Raw genomic sequence first — 13,577 nt, 5'->3', positions numbered from 1 at the left:
GAATGGTGAATGGTGAATGGTGAATGGTGAATGGTGAATGGTGGGGCGCAGCCCCTTCACTGGTTCACCTGTTCACTCGTTCACATTCCCCCGTGGCTTTCGCCTGCGGCGGACCTGCCACCTACACTGCGCAGCTTTGCCTGCTACTCCGCTGCGCCCTATGCCCGATCGCTCTTTTGCCGCTCCCGCCCTGCCTCTGACCCCGCTGGCCGCCAGCCTTGTGATGGTGATGGCGGCCCTGTCCCTGGCCCCGGGGGCCGCGCGTGCCAACGACGCCGCGGTGCAGGCCGCCAGCGATGCCTTCGGCACCAGCATCGGCCGCGAGACCATCGGCCTCTACACCAGCGGCAGCGTGCGCGGTTTCTCGCCCACGGCGGCCGGCAATGTGCGCATCGACGGCCTCTACTTCGACCAGGTCTGGGGTTTGAGCGCGCGCCTGCGCCAGTCCAGCAATGTGCGCGTCGGCCTGTCGGCCCAGGGCTTTGTCTTCCCCGCGCCCACCGGCATCGTCGACCTCAGCCTGCGCCGGCCCGACGCCGAGCCCAGCGCGCAGCTGGTGCTGGGCCTGGACCAGTGGCGGGGCCGTTATGTCGATCTGGATTTCAGCCACCCGCTGAGCGCCGATGGCCGCTGGGCCGTGACCGGTGGCTTCTCCAAAGCCCATGTGGAATACGGCAACGGCACCGACGGTGAATTCTCCACCGGCAGCCTGGCGGTCTGGTGGCGGCCCGATGTGCACACCGAGGCCATGGTGTTCGCCTCGGCCATCGACACGCCCTATGACCGAATGGGCCCGCAGGTCTCCAGCGCCACCCCCAGCCTGCCACCGCTGGGCGAGGCGCGGGTCTTCAAGGGCCCCGACTGGGCGGCCTACAGCGGCGTCGGCCGCAACTACGGCGCCACCTTGCGCCATGCCTTCAATCCGGCCTGGCAGCTGCGCGCGGGCATCTTCCACTCCGAAAACGACGACCGCGCCAGCTTCAGCAATCTGCTGCTGGGCATGGACGCCCAGGGCCAGGCCCAGCGCCTGGTGATTGCCGACCCGGCCAGCCGCGTGGCCTCCAACAGCGGTGAGCTGCGCCTGAGCTGGGCCTTTGCCCCGGCGCCCTGGGCGCAGCGCCTGCATCTGCAGCTGGCCGGCCGTGCCCGCGACCGCCGCACCGGCGGTTCGCAAAGCCTGGACTACGGCACGATGAGCCAGCTCCAGCCCTTCCAGCCGCCGCAGCCCGTGTTTGCCTTCGGCGTGCAAAGCCTGGACGAGGTCAAGCAGCGTTGGCTGGGCCTGTCCTACGAGCTGCGCTGGAACCAGCAGCTGGAGTTCAATGCCGGCCTGCAGCACAGCGACTACCGCAAGCGTGTCGACCGCCCCGGCCTGCCGCTGACCGAGACCGAAGCCACGCCCTGGCTCTACAACCTCAGCGCCGCCTGGCATTTCAGCCCCGAGCTGGCGGCCTATGCCGGCCTGACCCGCGGCCTGGAGGAAAGCGGCGTCGCGCCCGGCAACGCCAGCAACCGCAACCAGGCGCTGCCGGCCATCCTGACCACGCAGATGGACGCCGGCCTGCGTTGGCAGATGAGCCCGCGGCTGAAGCTGGTGGCGGGCGTGTTCGATGTGCGCAAGCCTTACTACAACCTCGATGCCCAGCAGCTTTTCACCGAGCTCGGCGATGTGCGCCACCGTGGCATTGAGCTCTCGCTGAATGGCCGGCCGGCGCCCGAGTGGCAGCTGGTGGCCGGCGCGGTGCTGATGCAGCCGCGCGTGCGCGGCGAGGGTGTGGCCCTGGGCCGGGTCGGCCCGCGCCCGGTTGGCCAGGCCGAGCGCATCCTCAAGCTCAACGCGGTCTATCGCCCGGCCGAGCTGGGCGGTTTGAGCCTGGACGCTGGTTTCTCGCACACCGGCCGCATGCCGGCCACGCGTGACAACCGGGTCGAGCTGCCCGCCCTCAGCGAGCTGGACCTGGGCCTGCGCTGGCCCCTGCAGCTGGGCGGTCAGCCCAGCACCTTGCGCCTCTTGCTCAGCAATGCCCTGAACCACCGCAGCCTGGAGCTGCGCGGCAGCGGCAGCTATGCCGAACGACAAGGGCGATTGCTGGCCGTGAACCTCAGCAGTCGCTGGTAATTCGCTTTTGGGGCTGCGGGCGTGTGGAACAATGTCCCACGCGAATTCCTGAGCCATGAGCCCAAACACCAAAGCCTCTCTTGCCCTGCGCTGCGTGCTGCGAGTCATGCAGCCGTTGGCGCGCCTGCTGGTCAAGCAGGGCGTGGGCTATCCGGAGTTCGCTCAGGCGCTGAAGCCGGTGTTCCTGTCGGTCGCCAAGACCGAGCTGGCGGCGCAGGCCATGCCGCAGACCGACAGTGCCGTCAGCCTGCTTTCGGGCGTGCACCGGCGCGATGTGCGCACCTTGGGGCGGGCGGCCGAGGAGGGGGTCGGCATGTCGGAGCCGCTCAATCTGGTCGGCCAGATCGTGGCGCGCTGGATGAGCGCCGCCCCGTTTCGCGGCACGGACGGCCGGGCTCGCGCCCTGCCTCGTCAAGCCGAGGGTGGCGGTTTTGACCAGTTGGTGGCCGAGGTCAGCCGGGATGTGCGCCCCCGCGCCGTGCTCGACGAGATGCAGCGCCTGGGCGTGGCCCGCGAAGACGCCGAGGGCGTGCATCTGGTGGTCGACGGCTTCGCGCCCCGCCTCGGCTTCGAGGAGATGGCCGAGGCCTTTGCGCTCAATCTGCGCGATCACCTGGCGGCCGGCAGCGCCAACCTGCTCGGCGAGCAGAGCTTCCTCGAGCGTTCGGTCTACTCCGACGAACTCAGCGAAGCCTCGGTGCAGCACCTTCAAGCGGTGGCGGGCCAGGCCTGGAAACTGGCCTTCGACCAAGTGATGCGCGAAACCCAAACACGTTTTGACCTTGATGCCGTCGAAGCCGCGCCTGCGGCGCGCCAGCACCGGGTGCGCTTCGGCGTGTACTTCTATTCGGAAAAGGAAGAATCCTCGTGAACCAGCCCATCGATCCTTCATGCTTTTTCAAGCGTGCTCTGGCGGCCATGGCGTTGGCGAGCCTGACCGCCTGCGGTCCCGGCACGGTCGGCACCGGCGCCCAGGAAGACTATCTCAAGCTCGCCCAGGCACAGACCCAGCCGGTCTGCGCCGCCAGCTGGACCAAGGGCCGGCTCGACTGTGGCAACAGCGTGGCCATCGGCGAGAACCACCCCGGCACCTTGCGTGTGCAGTACGCGAGCGCGGCGGCAGCACCGGACTACCTGGTGGTCTTCGAGGGCAACCAGGTGCGTGTCAGCGGCGGTTGCCCGCGACGCAGCTTCGAGGGCGAGTGGAGTCAGCTCAAGTCCGGAGGCAGCGCTTTTGTCGGCGGCTTTTTGCAGGGCACGCAAACCCAGGCCGGCACGGCGCTGGCCGAGGTGACGAGCCAGGGCAGTGACGGCCAGCCGCAGCTTCGTTTGCTGCTGCTCGATGTAGACAAACGCGTCTTGCTGGGCCCACTGACGCTGCAAAAAGTCGGCTCGGGCGATCTGCCCCTCGCGCCCTGCTGAGGCCGGCCCGGCCGGCGCCTTGTTTCAAACTGGGGGCGTCCGGTGCAAACCCTGAGGGCTTGGCGGCCTGCCGCCGCTGAGAATGACGCGGACACCCCGCAACTGTCGCGTTAGTTCGGGGCGACCTGTTTCAATCTGAAACATCACTCGAAGCTTGGGGACGCGCAGCGCATGGTGGACGGGGCTGACAATTTGGCGGATGCGGCCACGGCGCCTATGACGCCCCATGCGCTGCGGCCGGTGGTTCGCGTGCCCAGCAGCGGGCGCGTGGACTTTGCCCGTTATGAACTGGGCGAGCTGCTCGGCGAGGGCGGCTACGGCTCCGTCTTTGAGGCCTGGGACAGCCGCCTGCAACGCAGCGTGGCCCTCAAACGCCTGAACCTGCAGGTCGGCGCGGGCGGTGATGCCGAAGCCTGGGTGCAGGAAGCGCGCTTGGCCGCCCGCGTCAGCCACCGCGCCTTTGTCACCGTCTACGACGTCTTCGTCGACCAGGGCGCTGGCCATATCGTCATGGAGCGGGTCCAGGGCCGCAGCCTGAGCCGGGTGCTGGCCGCCGGCCCGCTGCCGGTCGAGCAGGCTGTGCAATGGGCGCTGCAGGCCAGCGAGGCCCTGGCCGAGGCCCACCAGTTGAACATCGCCCACGGTGACATCAAGCCCGGCAATCTGATGGTGGATGAAGGCGGCCAGCTGCGCATCCTCGACTTCGGCGTCGCCCGCCTGATCGACCGCATGGCCACCCTGGGCCCGGGCAGCACCGTCAACAACCCTACAGGCCAGCCCCAGGTGTCCGGCACCCTGGCTTATATGGCGCCCGAGCAAATGCTGGGCCGGCCGGCCAGCGTGGCGAGCGACATCTATGCCCTGGGCCTGGTGCTGGGCGAGATGCTCAGCGGCCAGCGCGCCTTCCAGCAGCCCGACCCCCTGGCCCTGGCCCATCACAAGCTGCATGGCAGCGAGCTGATCCTGGCCTTGCCCGAGCTGCCGGCCGGCTTGGCGCCACTGGCCGCCTTGGTGCAGCGCATGGTCAGCCGTCAGCCCGCGCTGCGGCCGGCTAGCATGGTCGAAGTCAGCCAGGCTCTGAGAGCGCTTGTGGCCCAAAGTCAGGGCAGGGCCTTGCTGCCGGTACCGCGCGCGGCGGCCAGGCGCTGGCTGAGCTTGCCGGGCTCCTTGCAGCCTGCGCGAGCCACCCGCCTGCGCATGCTGCTTGCCACCGGCCTGCTGCTGACACTGCTCGGCGTGGCAGCCTGGCGCTGGCAGGGCGAAGCGGCGAACCAAGCGCCCTGGCCCGTCCGCCTGGCGCAGGCCGAGCAGCTCTACCGCAACCTCGAGGAAGAGGGCGTGGCGCTCGACCGCATCGCCGCCCAGCTTGAATCGGTGGCGAGCGAACAGCCGAAGAACGCCCGCACTCAGGCCCTGCTGGCCTTGGTCTACGCCAGCAAGTACAGCCAGGAATCGCGTGACGAAGCCTGGCTGCAGCGGGCCGATGCCAGCGCCCAGCAAGCGCTGGCTTTTGAAGACCAGCTGGCGCTGTCGCACATCGCACAAGCCCAGGTCTTGCGCCTGCAAGGCAAGCCCGAGGCTTCCGCGCAGGCTTTCGAGCAGGCCTTGTTGCTAGACGGGCAGTCCGACCTGGCCTTGCACGGCTACGCCATGCTGGAGTTGGCGCGCGGGCGGGTGGCGCCTGCCCGGGCCTTGCTCGAGCGCGGCTTGTCTTTCCATCCCAACCAGGCCCTGCTCTTGAACGGCATGGGTCAGCTGTTCTACGAGCAGAACGCGCTGGCCGAAGCCGAGGCCGCGTTCCGGCGCGTGATCGTGGCCATACCCCATGCCGTGTCCGGCTATGCCAATCTGAGTGCTGTTCTGGTGCGCAGCAATCGGTTGGAAGAAGCCCAGACGGTTTTGCAGCAAGGGCTGGGTTTGCGGCCCAGCAGCCAGCTCTACACCAATCTGGGCAATGTGCTCTATGGCCGCGCGCGCTATGCGGAAGCGGCCGTGGCCTTTGAGCGGGCTCTGTCGGCCGAGAAGGGCCGGCCCAATGACTACCGCATGTGGGCGAACCTAGCCGACACCTTGCGCGTGCTGCCCGGGCGCGGCGAGGACGCCCGGCGCGCCTATCGCCATGCGCTGGAGCAGCTGTTGCCCTTGCTGGAACGCCATGCCCAGGACAGCGCGCAATTCAGCCGGGCCGCCTTGTATGCCGCCCGCATCCATGACCCGGGGCGCGCGCGCCTCTGGTCGCAGAAAGCCCTGGCTCTGGCGCCGCAAGCGCCGGATGTCTTGTTCCGCACGGCTGTCGCGGCCGAACTGAGCGGCGACCGTGAGCAGGCCTTGATCCGCCTGCTGCAAGCGCGAACCCAGGGTTACCCGGCGCATTTCATCGAGCAGGAGGCCGATCTGGCTGCGCTGCGACGTGATTCGCGCTACCACCAGTGGAGCCCCAAGGAGAAGCAATCATCATGAGCCCGATCGAGAGCCGCCCCGCAGCCAACGCCGCTGCACGCCTGAAGCTGAACTTCCATGTCGAACAGCAGGGGCGCGCCCTGTGGTTTGACTTGAGCAACGAGAGCAGCCTGCAAAGCCTGTTCTGCAACTCCGGCGCGCGTGCGGGTGCCTATGTCATGCAGTCCGCCCAGAACTTGAACGTGCAGGTCCTGGCCAATAGCAATGGCAGCACCGCCGAATACCAGGTCGAGCTGATCTCGGCCGAGCTGCAGGCCGTGTTGCTGCGCGGCACGCCGCCTGCCGCCTTTCCCTTCACCACGTCCACAGTGAAAGACGGCGAGAACAGCGTCACGCCGATCGTCTTCGACGGCACGCAGTTCCTGACCTCGAATGAAGACGGAGCGATCCAGTTCTTGAGCAGCCAGCCGCTGCTCACTTCGGTGTCGAGCAGCGAGTGTGCCTACGAAGTCAGCGCGGTGCTGACGGTCAAGATCGGCACACGCCAGGTCACCTTCACGCTCGACCCGGAAGTCATCGTCGAGCAGCCGCGCTGACCGCCAGGCCCCGGCCCGGGCACTGGCTCCGCACTGCCCGAGCCCAGTCACAGCCGGGCTCGGGCTCGGTTTCTCTCAGGCCTTCTTGCCCGGCGCCTTCACCAGCGCTTCGCAGGTCTCGCGCTGCTTGTCGGCCGTGTCGACCTTGGCGCAGATGCCGTCGAGCTGGGTCTTCAGGCGGCCCAGCACGGCGTCATGCTGGCCCTTGTCGTTCCATTTGGCCAGCGAGCTGCCCACCTTCTGCAGCGAGCGCGCGCTGCGCTCGTAGAAGCTGCCCTTGTCCTGGGCCGCTTCGTTGAAGAGCTGGGCGGCGGTCTTCTCGATGCGGGCGGCGTCCTGCGGCGCCAGCTCGGTCAGGGCGGCGAAATAGCCCGAGCCCCACTGCAGGCGGGTGGCCGGGCCTTCACTCTTGTTGAAGGCCTCCTCAAACCACTTCAGGGCCTCGTCCTTGCGGCCCTGCTTCTTGGCGTTGCCGCCCAGCGAGCTCATCAGGTAGTAGGGCGAGTGGCTCTTGCTCAGGCTGGCCTTGAGCAGATCGTCGCTGTCCTTCCACTGGCCGGCCTGGCCCAGCAGGTAGGCGGCCGAGGTGATCACGGCCTGGCGCTCGTAGCCATCGGTGATCTCGCGGTCGGCACGGGCGGCGTGGTCTTTCACTTCCTTGAGCAAGGCCGGGCTCAGCTTGGGGTGCAGCTCGGTCGGCGCCACATCGAGGCGGGCCAGTTGCACGCGCGCCAGCAGCGACTGCAGGCGGTCGCCGCGCGACAGGCTGGCATCGCCTTCCAGGCGCTTGAGCACGGTGTCGAACTGGGCCAGCAAGGCCGTGCGCTCCGGGCCGGCGGCCGGCGCCAGGGTCTTGACGATGTCGGGCGCGCCGTTGGTGATCACGTCCATCAAGGCGCGGCTTTGCTCGGGGCTCTCCAGCACCTTGCTCACACGCTCGCGCAGGGCGGCGTCCACCTTGAGCGCCTTGCCGCTGTCATTGGCCGAGACGGCCTTGAGCCACAGGCGCGTGCCGGCCTCGCCGTCCACGCCTTGGGCGGCAGCGGCCAGCTGGGCCAGCAGGCCCGGCAGCTCGGCGGGCGGCACCAGCTGTTGCTCATCGGTTTCCCAGGAGTAGAAGCTCAGCAGGCGCCATTCGTTGGCGTTCAATTTCTTGCCGGCCTTCGCATCGGCCAGCACGCTCTTGACCGGGCGGCCACCAGCCAGGCCCAGCTGCAGCACCTTGATGACCTGCGGCGCATCGATTTCGCCCGGCAGGCGGGTCAGCTCCTGGCCTTCGGGGTTGAACAGAATCATGGTCGGGTAGCCGCGCACCTTGAAGCGCGTGCCCAGCTTTTGCGCGCCGGGCAGGTCACCGTCGATGTGCACCGGCACGATGGCGCGCGTCTGTTCGATGAAATCCACGCGGTTGAACAGGGTGGCTTTCAGCTGGTTGCAGGGCGGGCACCATTTGGCGCCCCAGTACAGCAGCACCGGCTTCTTCTCGGCGCGCGCCTGGGCAAAGGCGCGTTCGATGTCGGCATCGCCGGCGGCCGGCAGCCAGGCCACGCTGGCCGTGGCGCTGGCGGCCGCCTGGGCCGTGGGCAGCCAGGTGCTGGCGCCACCGGCGCTCATCAGGGCCAGGCTCAGCGCCGCGGCGCGGGCCAGGGTGGTCGGGCGCAGCAGCGCGGCGGGGCGGGTGGAAAAAGGCTGGTTCATGGTCTCGCTCGGTGCGCCGCCTCTGGCCGGCGTGGACCGAGGCAGCGGAAATGAAGATGGAGGATTGTGGGGCGACTGGCCAAGTCTTGCCTATGCGGGGCGCTCCTGAGCTTAGGCGCTTTGTGGTGGATGCCATGCGCCTATCGCACCGCAAGCCGCCAAGCCGGGTTTGCTGGCGACCCGCAGCGCCAGCCGGGCCAGCGGTTATCCTGCCGCCCCATGTACGCGTCCTATTTCGGCCTGAAGCAAGCACCGTTTTCGATCGCGCCGGATCCCCATTACCTGTTCATGAGCGAGCGCCACCGCGAGGCCCTGGCCCATCTGCTCTATGGCTTGGACGGCGGCGGCGGCTTCGTGCTGCTCACCGGCGAAATCGGCGCCGGCAAGACCACGGTCTGCCGCTGCTTCCTGGAGCAGATTCCCGCGAACTGCAACGTCGCCTACATCTTCAACCCCAAGCTCACCGTCAGCGAGCTGCTGCAGGCCATTTGCGACGAGTTCCATGTCCCGGTGCCCGCGGGCGCGCAGACGGTCAAGGACTACCTCGACCCGCTCAATGCCTTTTTGCTGGCCCAGCATGCGGCCGGCCGCAACAACGTCTTGATCATCGACGAGGCGCAGAACCTCTCGGCCGATGTACTGGAGCAGCTGCGCCTGCTGACCAATCTCGAAACCGCCACGCGCAAGCTGCTGCAGGTGGTGCTGATCGGCCAGCCCGAGCTGCGCGGCATGCTGGCCCGGCCGGAGCTGGAGCAACTGGCGCAGCGCGTGATTGCGCGCTTCCATCTGGGCGCCCTGTCTGAGGCCGAAACGGCCCAGTACATCCAGCACCGCATGAAGGTGGCCGGCCTCAGCGGCCCGCTGCCCCTGGACCGCGCCGCTCTGCGCTGGGTCCATCGCCTGACCCGCGGTGTGCCGCGTCGCATCAACCTGCTATGCGATCGCGCGCTGCTGGGCGCTTACGCGGGCAGCCAGGCCATGGTCACGCCGGCCATCGTGCGCCAGGCCGCGGCCGAGGTGTTCGACGCGCCACCGGCGGCCCCGGGGCGCGGGCTGCGGCGGGTGGGTGGCGGCTTGGCCGTGCTGACGGCGGTGGCTGTGGTCGGCGCAGGGCTGAGCTGGGCGCTGCAGATGCAATCGCAGGCAAGCCGCGGGAAGCCTGGCGCCGCAACTGCCGTGGCCACGGTGACCCCTGCTGCCTCCAGCGCAGCGACGGCAGCGAGTTCAGCGGCTGTGCCCACTGTGCCGCCAGCCTCAGCCGCCAGCAGCGTGCAGCCGCCCGCGATACCCGCTGCCGAGCCGCTGCAGCTGGCCGACTGGACCGCCTCGGACGCCGCCGCTTGGGCCGCGCTGGCCCAGCGCTGGGGTTTGCAGTTGCCGCCGAACGAGGCGAAACCTTGCGACGCGGCTGCGCTGCAAGGCCTGCAGTGCTACCGCAGCGTGAGCGGCAGCCTGTCCCTGATCCGCTTGATGGACCGGCCCGTACTCCTGACCCTGCAACGCCGCGGCCAGCCACCGGCCCTGGCCGCGCTGGTGGGGCTGGATGGGCAGGATGTGACGCTGTGGGTGGAGGGCCGGCCGCGCCGGCTGGCGCTGGCGGAGCTGGCCACTGCCTGGCGCGGTGAGTTCAGCACCTTCTGGCGCGCACCACCGGGCTATGCCGAACGCGCCGTCAATCCCGGGCCGCTGCGCGAGTGGCTGGCCAGCCATCTAGACCCGCTGACCGGTAGCGCCGTGCCGGCCAGCTCCGCAGCGTCGCCCAACTGGGCCGAGCTGAGCCCACGCATCCAGGCCTTCCAGGCCAGCCAAGGCCTGCAGCCGGACGGCCGCGTCGGCCCGATCACGCTGATGCAGCTCAACCGGGCCGCCGGCGTGAGCGAACCGCGCCTGGACCCGGCGCGCTGAACGAAGCTGGCGACAGCCCGACAGACAGACCGACCTACCGACCGACAACCAGACCGATCAACCGAGCCGCCATGTCCTACATCCTCGACGCCCTGCGCCGTGCCGAAGCCGACCGCGAACGTGAGCGCGGCCACGTGCCGGGCTTGCACGCCCAGTCATCCGCGGGCGGTGCTGCAGCGGCTGGTGCTGCTGTCAGCCCGCGCCGCTGGTGGCCCTGGGTCGGTGGCGGCGTCTTGTTAGTGTTGGCTGGCGTGGGCGCGGGCAGCTGGTGGGCCAGCAGCAGACCGGCGGACTTTCCCGTTAGGCCGCAGTCGCATGCTGCGCCTGCGCTTCAGCCGGAGCGCCGCGCGGAAGCGGTGCCGATACCGCAAGCGCAGCCCCTGATCTCGGGCGCACCCGCCGTGTCGCCGCCTTCATCCGTCCCGGCGGCCGCGCCGACAGCGCCGCTCACCGCCCCGTCGCCCATCGCTGCGTTGCCGATCGCGCCGGCCAAGCCACAGGTCGTCGCTCCCGCGGGCACGGCTGCAGCGGAAGCGCCGCCCATCCCACGCCTGGCCGAGCTGCCCGAGAGCATCCGCCGCGACTTGCCCAAGCTGGCGATCAGCGGCTCCGTCTACTCCGAAGACCCGGCCAGCCGCTTCCTGATCGCCAATGGCGAGGTCATGCGCGAAGGCGCCAAGCTCGGCCCCGACCATGTGCTTGAGCAGATCGGCCAACGCGAGTTGGTGCTTCGCTTCAAGGGGCAGCGTTACCGGCAGGCGCTGTAGGGTCCGCTCACTAACAGCCCCGCGCATGGAACCAGACGTTCGGTCGCCCGCTGGCATCACGCAAAGGCAGCCAGAACTTGAACATCTCTTTTGGTGTCGGGCGTCGTTCGCAGTCATTGACCCAGCTCGCTTCCAAGTGCAGCCAGGTGTGCCCGCCGACAGTTTTGTGGCCCAGCAAGCGTGCAGACAGGGACTGCTCGTCGTGGTGAGCGGCAACAAGCAGGGCCGCTGGCCTTGGGCCTGATCCGCCGGGCTGGCTGCGGGCCTGGTCCATCGCGCCCTCCAGCAGATAGAGCATTTGCTTGTCCAAGAGCTTCTCAATCGAGATGAAGCCAGATTCGCATTCCTCGTGGATCCATGCGGAGCCCGAGTGCCGATACAGCTGGCACCAAGGGCCCGACTTGGCGATGACGATGGCAGCGTACTCTTCATAGCTGGCCTCTACCGTCACCAGGGCCTCAGCGGGGCGGCCACCGCGCATGAGCAGACCCACTTCCAGCCCACCGCAGCTGCCGTACTCGTCAAGCACCCCCGGCTGCGTCACTTCAATCGTGCCGATGGGCGTCGTCGTGCGTGGTGCCGAGTACAGCTTGACCGCTTTGTGCTGAATGCGCTCGCAAGGGTCTCCAAAGAGCTCGGGCAAGCGCACCACGCCCACCATGCCCGCTGGCGGCCGCCGTTCAGGCTCGAGTGCGTGCACGGACGTGAGGGCGCACAGGGTCCATGTGATCAGCGCGAAAGCTCTCATGTTCGGTGTCAGGCAAAGCATGCATTCTCTCCATGGCTGGCTGGCGGCAAAGATCGGGGCCGGTGAGTGCCCAAAGTAGGGCGTATGCGGCCAGGCCCTCTGAGCGCTTGACCCCACCCACTGCCGATGCCTATTCGCTGGCGACTTTGCCCTTCACATGGCACGCAAAGTTGTCCAGGATCGCCTGCCAGCCCGTTCGCTGTTGTTCTTCCGAGTGGCTGTCTTCGCCGTCAAAAATAACAGTGACGTGGACGCCCGCGGCGCTCTCGCTGAACTCAACGATGCCGCTGCGGTCGCCGAACAGGTACTCGATCCGCTGCTGCGGAATGACTTGCGTGTACTCGCCCGCGAAGTCGAAACCGAAGGAGCCGTCCTTAGCCTCCATGCGCGAGGCGAACTTGCCGCCCGGCCGCAGGTCCACTGTGGCCGCCGTCGTGTGCCAATCCGGCGAGGCCGTGTTCCAGACCTTGATGTCCTCCGGCGTGGTGTAGGCGAGCCAGACCTCGGGCAAGGGGGCAGCGACGAGGGTGGAGACGGTGATTTTCATGGGGGGCTCCGATGGATGTGAGGGTTAAGCCTGAGGTCGGGGGGGGCTGATCAAAGGAAAGCAAGCAGTTTGGGTCGTCACTGGTCGATGATGACCAGGGTTCCTCGGCTTCCTGCGGCCACGGCATGTGGTGTACCAGCGGGAACCATGAAAACCTCGCCCGTCTGAACGCAAATAGTCTCGCCCTCGATCTCCAGGTTCATCTGGCCTTCGATCACGAGCAGGGCTTCGACAAAGTCATGCACTTCATTCGGATACGCGGAGGCGTCCATGCGCAAGACCTTGATGTTGGCTCCAGCCGCATGGCCGACCACCTTGGACCTCCAAGAAAGTGGGAGGTCATGGGCTTCTTGAGAAAGTTTGATCGGGCTCATGGGTGATGTGGGGGTATGGCGTGAGACCCCGAAGGGTCAGGACTTGCCATTGGCGTTTGAAACGGAAGGCGCTCGCTGCAGCCCTCAGATAGGCCTTGCGGTTCATGAAGCAGTGACCTTGAAAAAGGCATAGAGGATCAGCAGCATCGCCACCCCCACGAAAGCAAGGGCCAGGCCCGTGGAGACCAGGTTTGAGGCTGTGCGAAGCGATGGATAGTGCGACAGCATGCGAATGGCCTGCGGCAGTGCAAAGAGCAGGGAAATCAGCCCAATGAGCAGGGCTGCGGAGAAAACAAGAATGAGCGCAATGAGGTCGCCGTGCACATTCCAAGCATGTCCGGCACCCTCCGCAGCCAAGGCGAAAGCAAGGACAGAAACAGGCGCCACCAAGGGCCAAAGCAGCTTGGTCCTGGGAAACGCCGTCGTGTCAGGAAGGTCGTTGCGGAGCTTCATAGCCAGATGTCTTCTGAAGGCCAAGCTGAGTTTCTGAAACACCCTCGGCAGTGCGCTGCAGCGACAGCGGAATAACGTCGTATGGCTCCGGAAATCTAAGCGATGGATCTGTCCAGAGTTCGTGGCAGGCGCTCAGCAAGCCATGGGGGCCAGAGACTCCCTCAGCTTCCTCTAGTGCATCGGCGAATGCTGTAAGACTCCCCTAGCCACAGGTCAGCATGTCATGTTCGGCGGGCGCCCACGTGTCGCCCGCTCGGCGATAGAAATGCTTCTCGGAGCCGCAAGCCTTCGGGCTATTCAGGCGATAGCTGCAGAACAGATACGAGCGCTCTGACCCTCCATACCAAGCACCGCCCGGTGGGTCCTGTCGCAGCTCGTCTCGGTAGCGAGCTTCGGCCAAGATGGATACCTCAGGCGGAACGGCTTCTGGTGCCAATGGACCAGAGAAAGACTCGCCCCGGCGTGATTCCGAGCAGAAGGAGAAAGCAGCCTGTTGCGGGCTCGGCTTCAGCGGGGGTGGCTGTTGCACAGCGCAAGCGCTGATCGAC

The 13,577-nt window shown here is 67.5% G+C and carries 12 protein-coding genes; 7 read left to right on the top strand and 5 right to left on the bottom strand.

All coding sequences use genetic code 11. The features are described 5' to 3' along the window. The first annotated feature begins 160 nt into the window (after positions 1-160). From ACQY39_RS03400 to ACQY39_RS03380, 5 genes are all read left to right on the top strand, one after another. Entirely contained in the window at positions 161-2,119 is a 1,959-nt protein-coding gene (locus tag ACQY39_RS03400) for a TonB-dependent siderophore receptor (protein ID WP_428503484.1), read from the top strand. Positions 2,120-2,174: 55 nt separating this feature from the next. Then, a complete protein-coding gene (locus ACQY39_RS03395) occupies positions 2,175-2,990 on the top strand; it encodes a DUF6502 family protein (RefSeq protein WP_428503483.1) in 816 nt (271 codons plus the stop codon). Next, entirely contained in the window at positions 2,987-3,541 is a 555-nt protein-coding gene (locus ACQY39_RS03390) for a hypothetical protein (RefSeq protein WP_428503482.1), read from the top strand. Before ACQY39_RS03395 ends, ACQY39_RS03390 begins: the two co-directional genes overlap by 4 nt. 171 nt (positions 3,542-3,712) lie before the next feature. Further along, positions 3,713-6,001: a protein kinase domain-containing protein gene (locus tag ACQY39_RS03385; protein WP_428503481.1), complete on the top strand. Its 2,289-nt coding sequence runs from the start codon at positions 3,713-3,715 to the stop codon at positions 5,999-6,001. Then, positions 5,998-6,537, top strand: a complete 540-nt coding sequence (locus ACQY39_RS03380) for a hypothetical protein (protein ID WP_428503480.1) — start codon at positions 5,998-6,000, stop codon at positions 6,535-6,537. Before ACQY39_RS03385 ends, ACQY39_RS03380 begins: the two co-directional genes overlap by 4 nt. 75 nt (positions 6,538-6,612) lie before the next feature. On the opposite strand, the gene ACQY39_RS03375 is transcribed toward ACQY39_RS03380, so the two are convergent. After that, positions 6,613-8,235 carry a thioredoxin family protein gene (locus tag ACQY39_RS03375; protein ID WP_428503479.1) on the bottom strand — a complete coding sequence of 541 codons (1,623 nt, stop codon included), beginning with the start codon at positions 8,233-8,235 and terminating at the stop codon, positions 6,613-6,615. 219 nt (positions 8,236-8,454) lie between these two features. Here ACQY39_RS03375 and ACQY39_RS03370 point away from each other — a divergent pair, with 219 nt between their 5' ends. Continuing rightward, positions 8,455-10,140: an AAA family ATPase gene (locus ACQY39_RS03370; protein ID WP_428503478.1), complete on the top strand. Its 1,686-nt coding sequence runs from the start codon at positions 8,455-8,457 to the stop codon at positions 10,138-10,140. A 71-nt stretch (positions 10,141-10,211) separates the two neighbouring features. Beyond that, positions 10,212-10,907, top strand: coding sequence for a general secretion pathway protein GspB (locus ACQY39_RS03365; protein ID WP_428503477.1), 696 nt, complete (start codon positions 10,212-10,214; stop codon positions 10,905-10,907). Between the two features lie 10 nt (positions 10,908-10,917). Here the strand turns inward: ACQY39_RS03365 and ACQY39_RS03360 are convergent, their stop codons facing one another. From ACQY39_RS03360 to ACQY39_RS03345, 4 genes are all read right to left on the bottom strand, one after another. Next, positions 10,918-11,655 carry a hypothetical protein gene (locus ACQY39_RS03360; protein ID WP_428503476.1) on the bottom strand — a complete coding sequence of 246 codons (738 nt, stop codon included), beginning with the start codon at positions 11,653-11,655 and terminating at the stop codon, positions 10,918-10,920. Between the two features lie 130 nt (positions 11,656-11,785). Continuing rightward, positions 11,786-12,202 (bottom strand): SRPBCC domain-containing protein, encoded by a 417-nt coding sequence (locus ACQY39_RS03355; protein ID WP_428503475.1) that lies wholly within the window; start codon positions 12,200-12,202, stop codon positions 11,786-11,788. Positions 12,203-12,279: 77 nt separating this feature from the next. Continuing rightward, positions 12,280-12,576, bottom strand: coding sequence for a cupin domain-containing protein (locus tag ACQY39_RS03350; RefSeq protein WP_428503474.1), 297 nt, complete (start codon positions 12,574-12,576; stop codon positions 12,280-12,282). Positions 12,577-12,678: 102 nt separating this feature from the next. After that, on the bottom strand, positions 12,679-13,029 hold the full coding sequence (locus ACQY39_RS03345; protein ID WP_428503473.1) for a hypothetical protein: 351 nt from the start codon (positions 13,027-13,029) through the stop codon (positions 12,679-12,681). Positions 13,030-13,577: the final 548 nt, after the last annotated feature.

This window comes from Roseateles sp., assembly GCF_965262435.1.
Taxonomy (GTDB): Bacteria; Pseudomonadota; Gammaproteobacteria; order Burkholderiales; family Burkholderiaceae_C; genus Paucibacter_A.
Note: the sequence above shows the minus strand (reverse complement) of the source record. Positions and strands in the feature narration are given on the sequence as shown.

Bases quoted from the DNA above. Each gene is read 5' to 3' on its own strand.
- ACQY39_RS03400 (WP_428503484.1), top strand. From the start codon at position 161: ATGCCCGATCGCTCTTTTGCCGCTCCCGCCCTGCCTCTGACCCCGCTG.
- ACQY39_RS03395 (WP_428503483.1), top strand. From the start codon at position 2,175: ATGAGCCCAAACACCAAAGCCTCTCTTGCCCTGCGCTGCGTGCTGCGA.
- ACQY39_RS03385 (WP_428503481.1), top strand. From the start codon at position 3,713: ATGGTGGACGGGGCTGACAATTTGGCGGATGCGGCCACGGCGCCTATG.
- ACQY39_RS03380 (WP_428503480.1), top strand. From the start codon at position 5,998: ATGAGCCCGATCGAGAGCCGCCCCGCAGCCAACGCCGCTGCACGCCTG.
- ACQY39_RS03375 (WP_428503479.1), bottom strand. From the start codon at position 8,235: ATGAACCAGCCTTTTTCCACCCGCCCCGCCGCGCTGCTGCGCCCGACC.
- ACQY39_RS03370 (WP_428503478.1), top strand. From the start codon at position 8,455: ATGTACGCGTCCTATTTCGGCCTGAAGCAAGCACCGTTTTCGATCGCG.
- ACQY39_RS03365 (WP_428503477.1), top strand. From the start codon at position 10,212: ATGTCCTACATCCTCGACGCCCTGCGCCGTGCCGAAGCCGACCGCGAA.
- ACQY39_RS03360 (WP_428503476.1), bottom strand. From the start codon at position 11,655: ATGAGAGCTTTCGCGCTGATCACATGGACCCTGTGCGCCCTCACGTCC.
- ACQY39_RS03355 (WP_428503475.1), bottom strand. From the start codon at position 12,202: ATGAAAATCACCGTCTCCACCCTCGTCGCTGCCCCCTTGCCCGAGGTC.
- ACQY39_RS03350 (WP_428503474.1), bottom strand. From the start codon at position 12,576: ATGAGCCCGATCAAACTTTCTCAAGAAGCCCATGACCTCCCACTTTCT.
- ACQY39_RS03345 (WP_428503473.1), bottom strand. From the start codon at position 13,029: ATGAAGCTCCGCAACGACCTTCCTGACACGACGGCGTTTCCCAGGACC.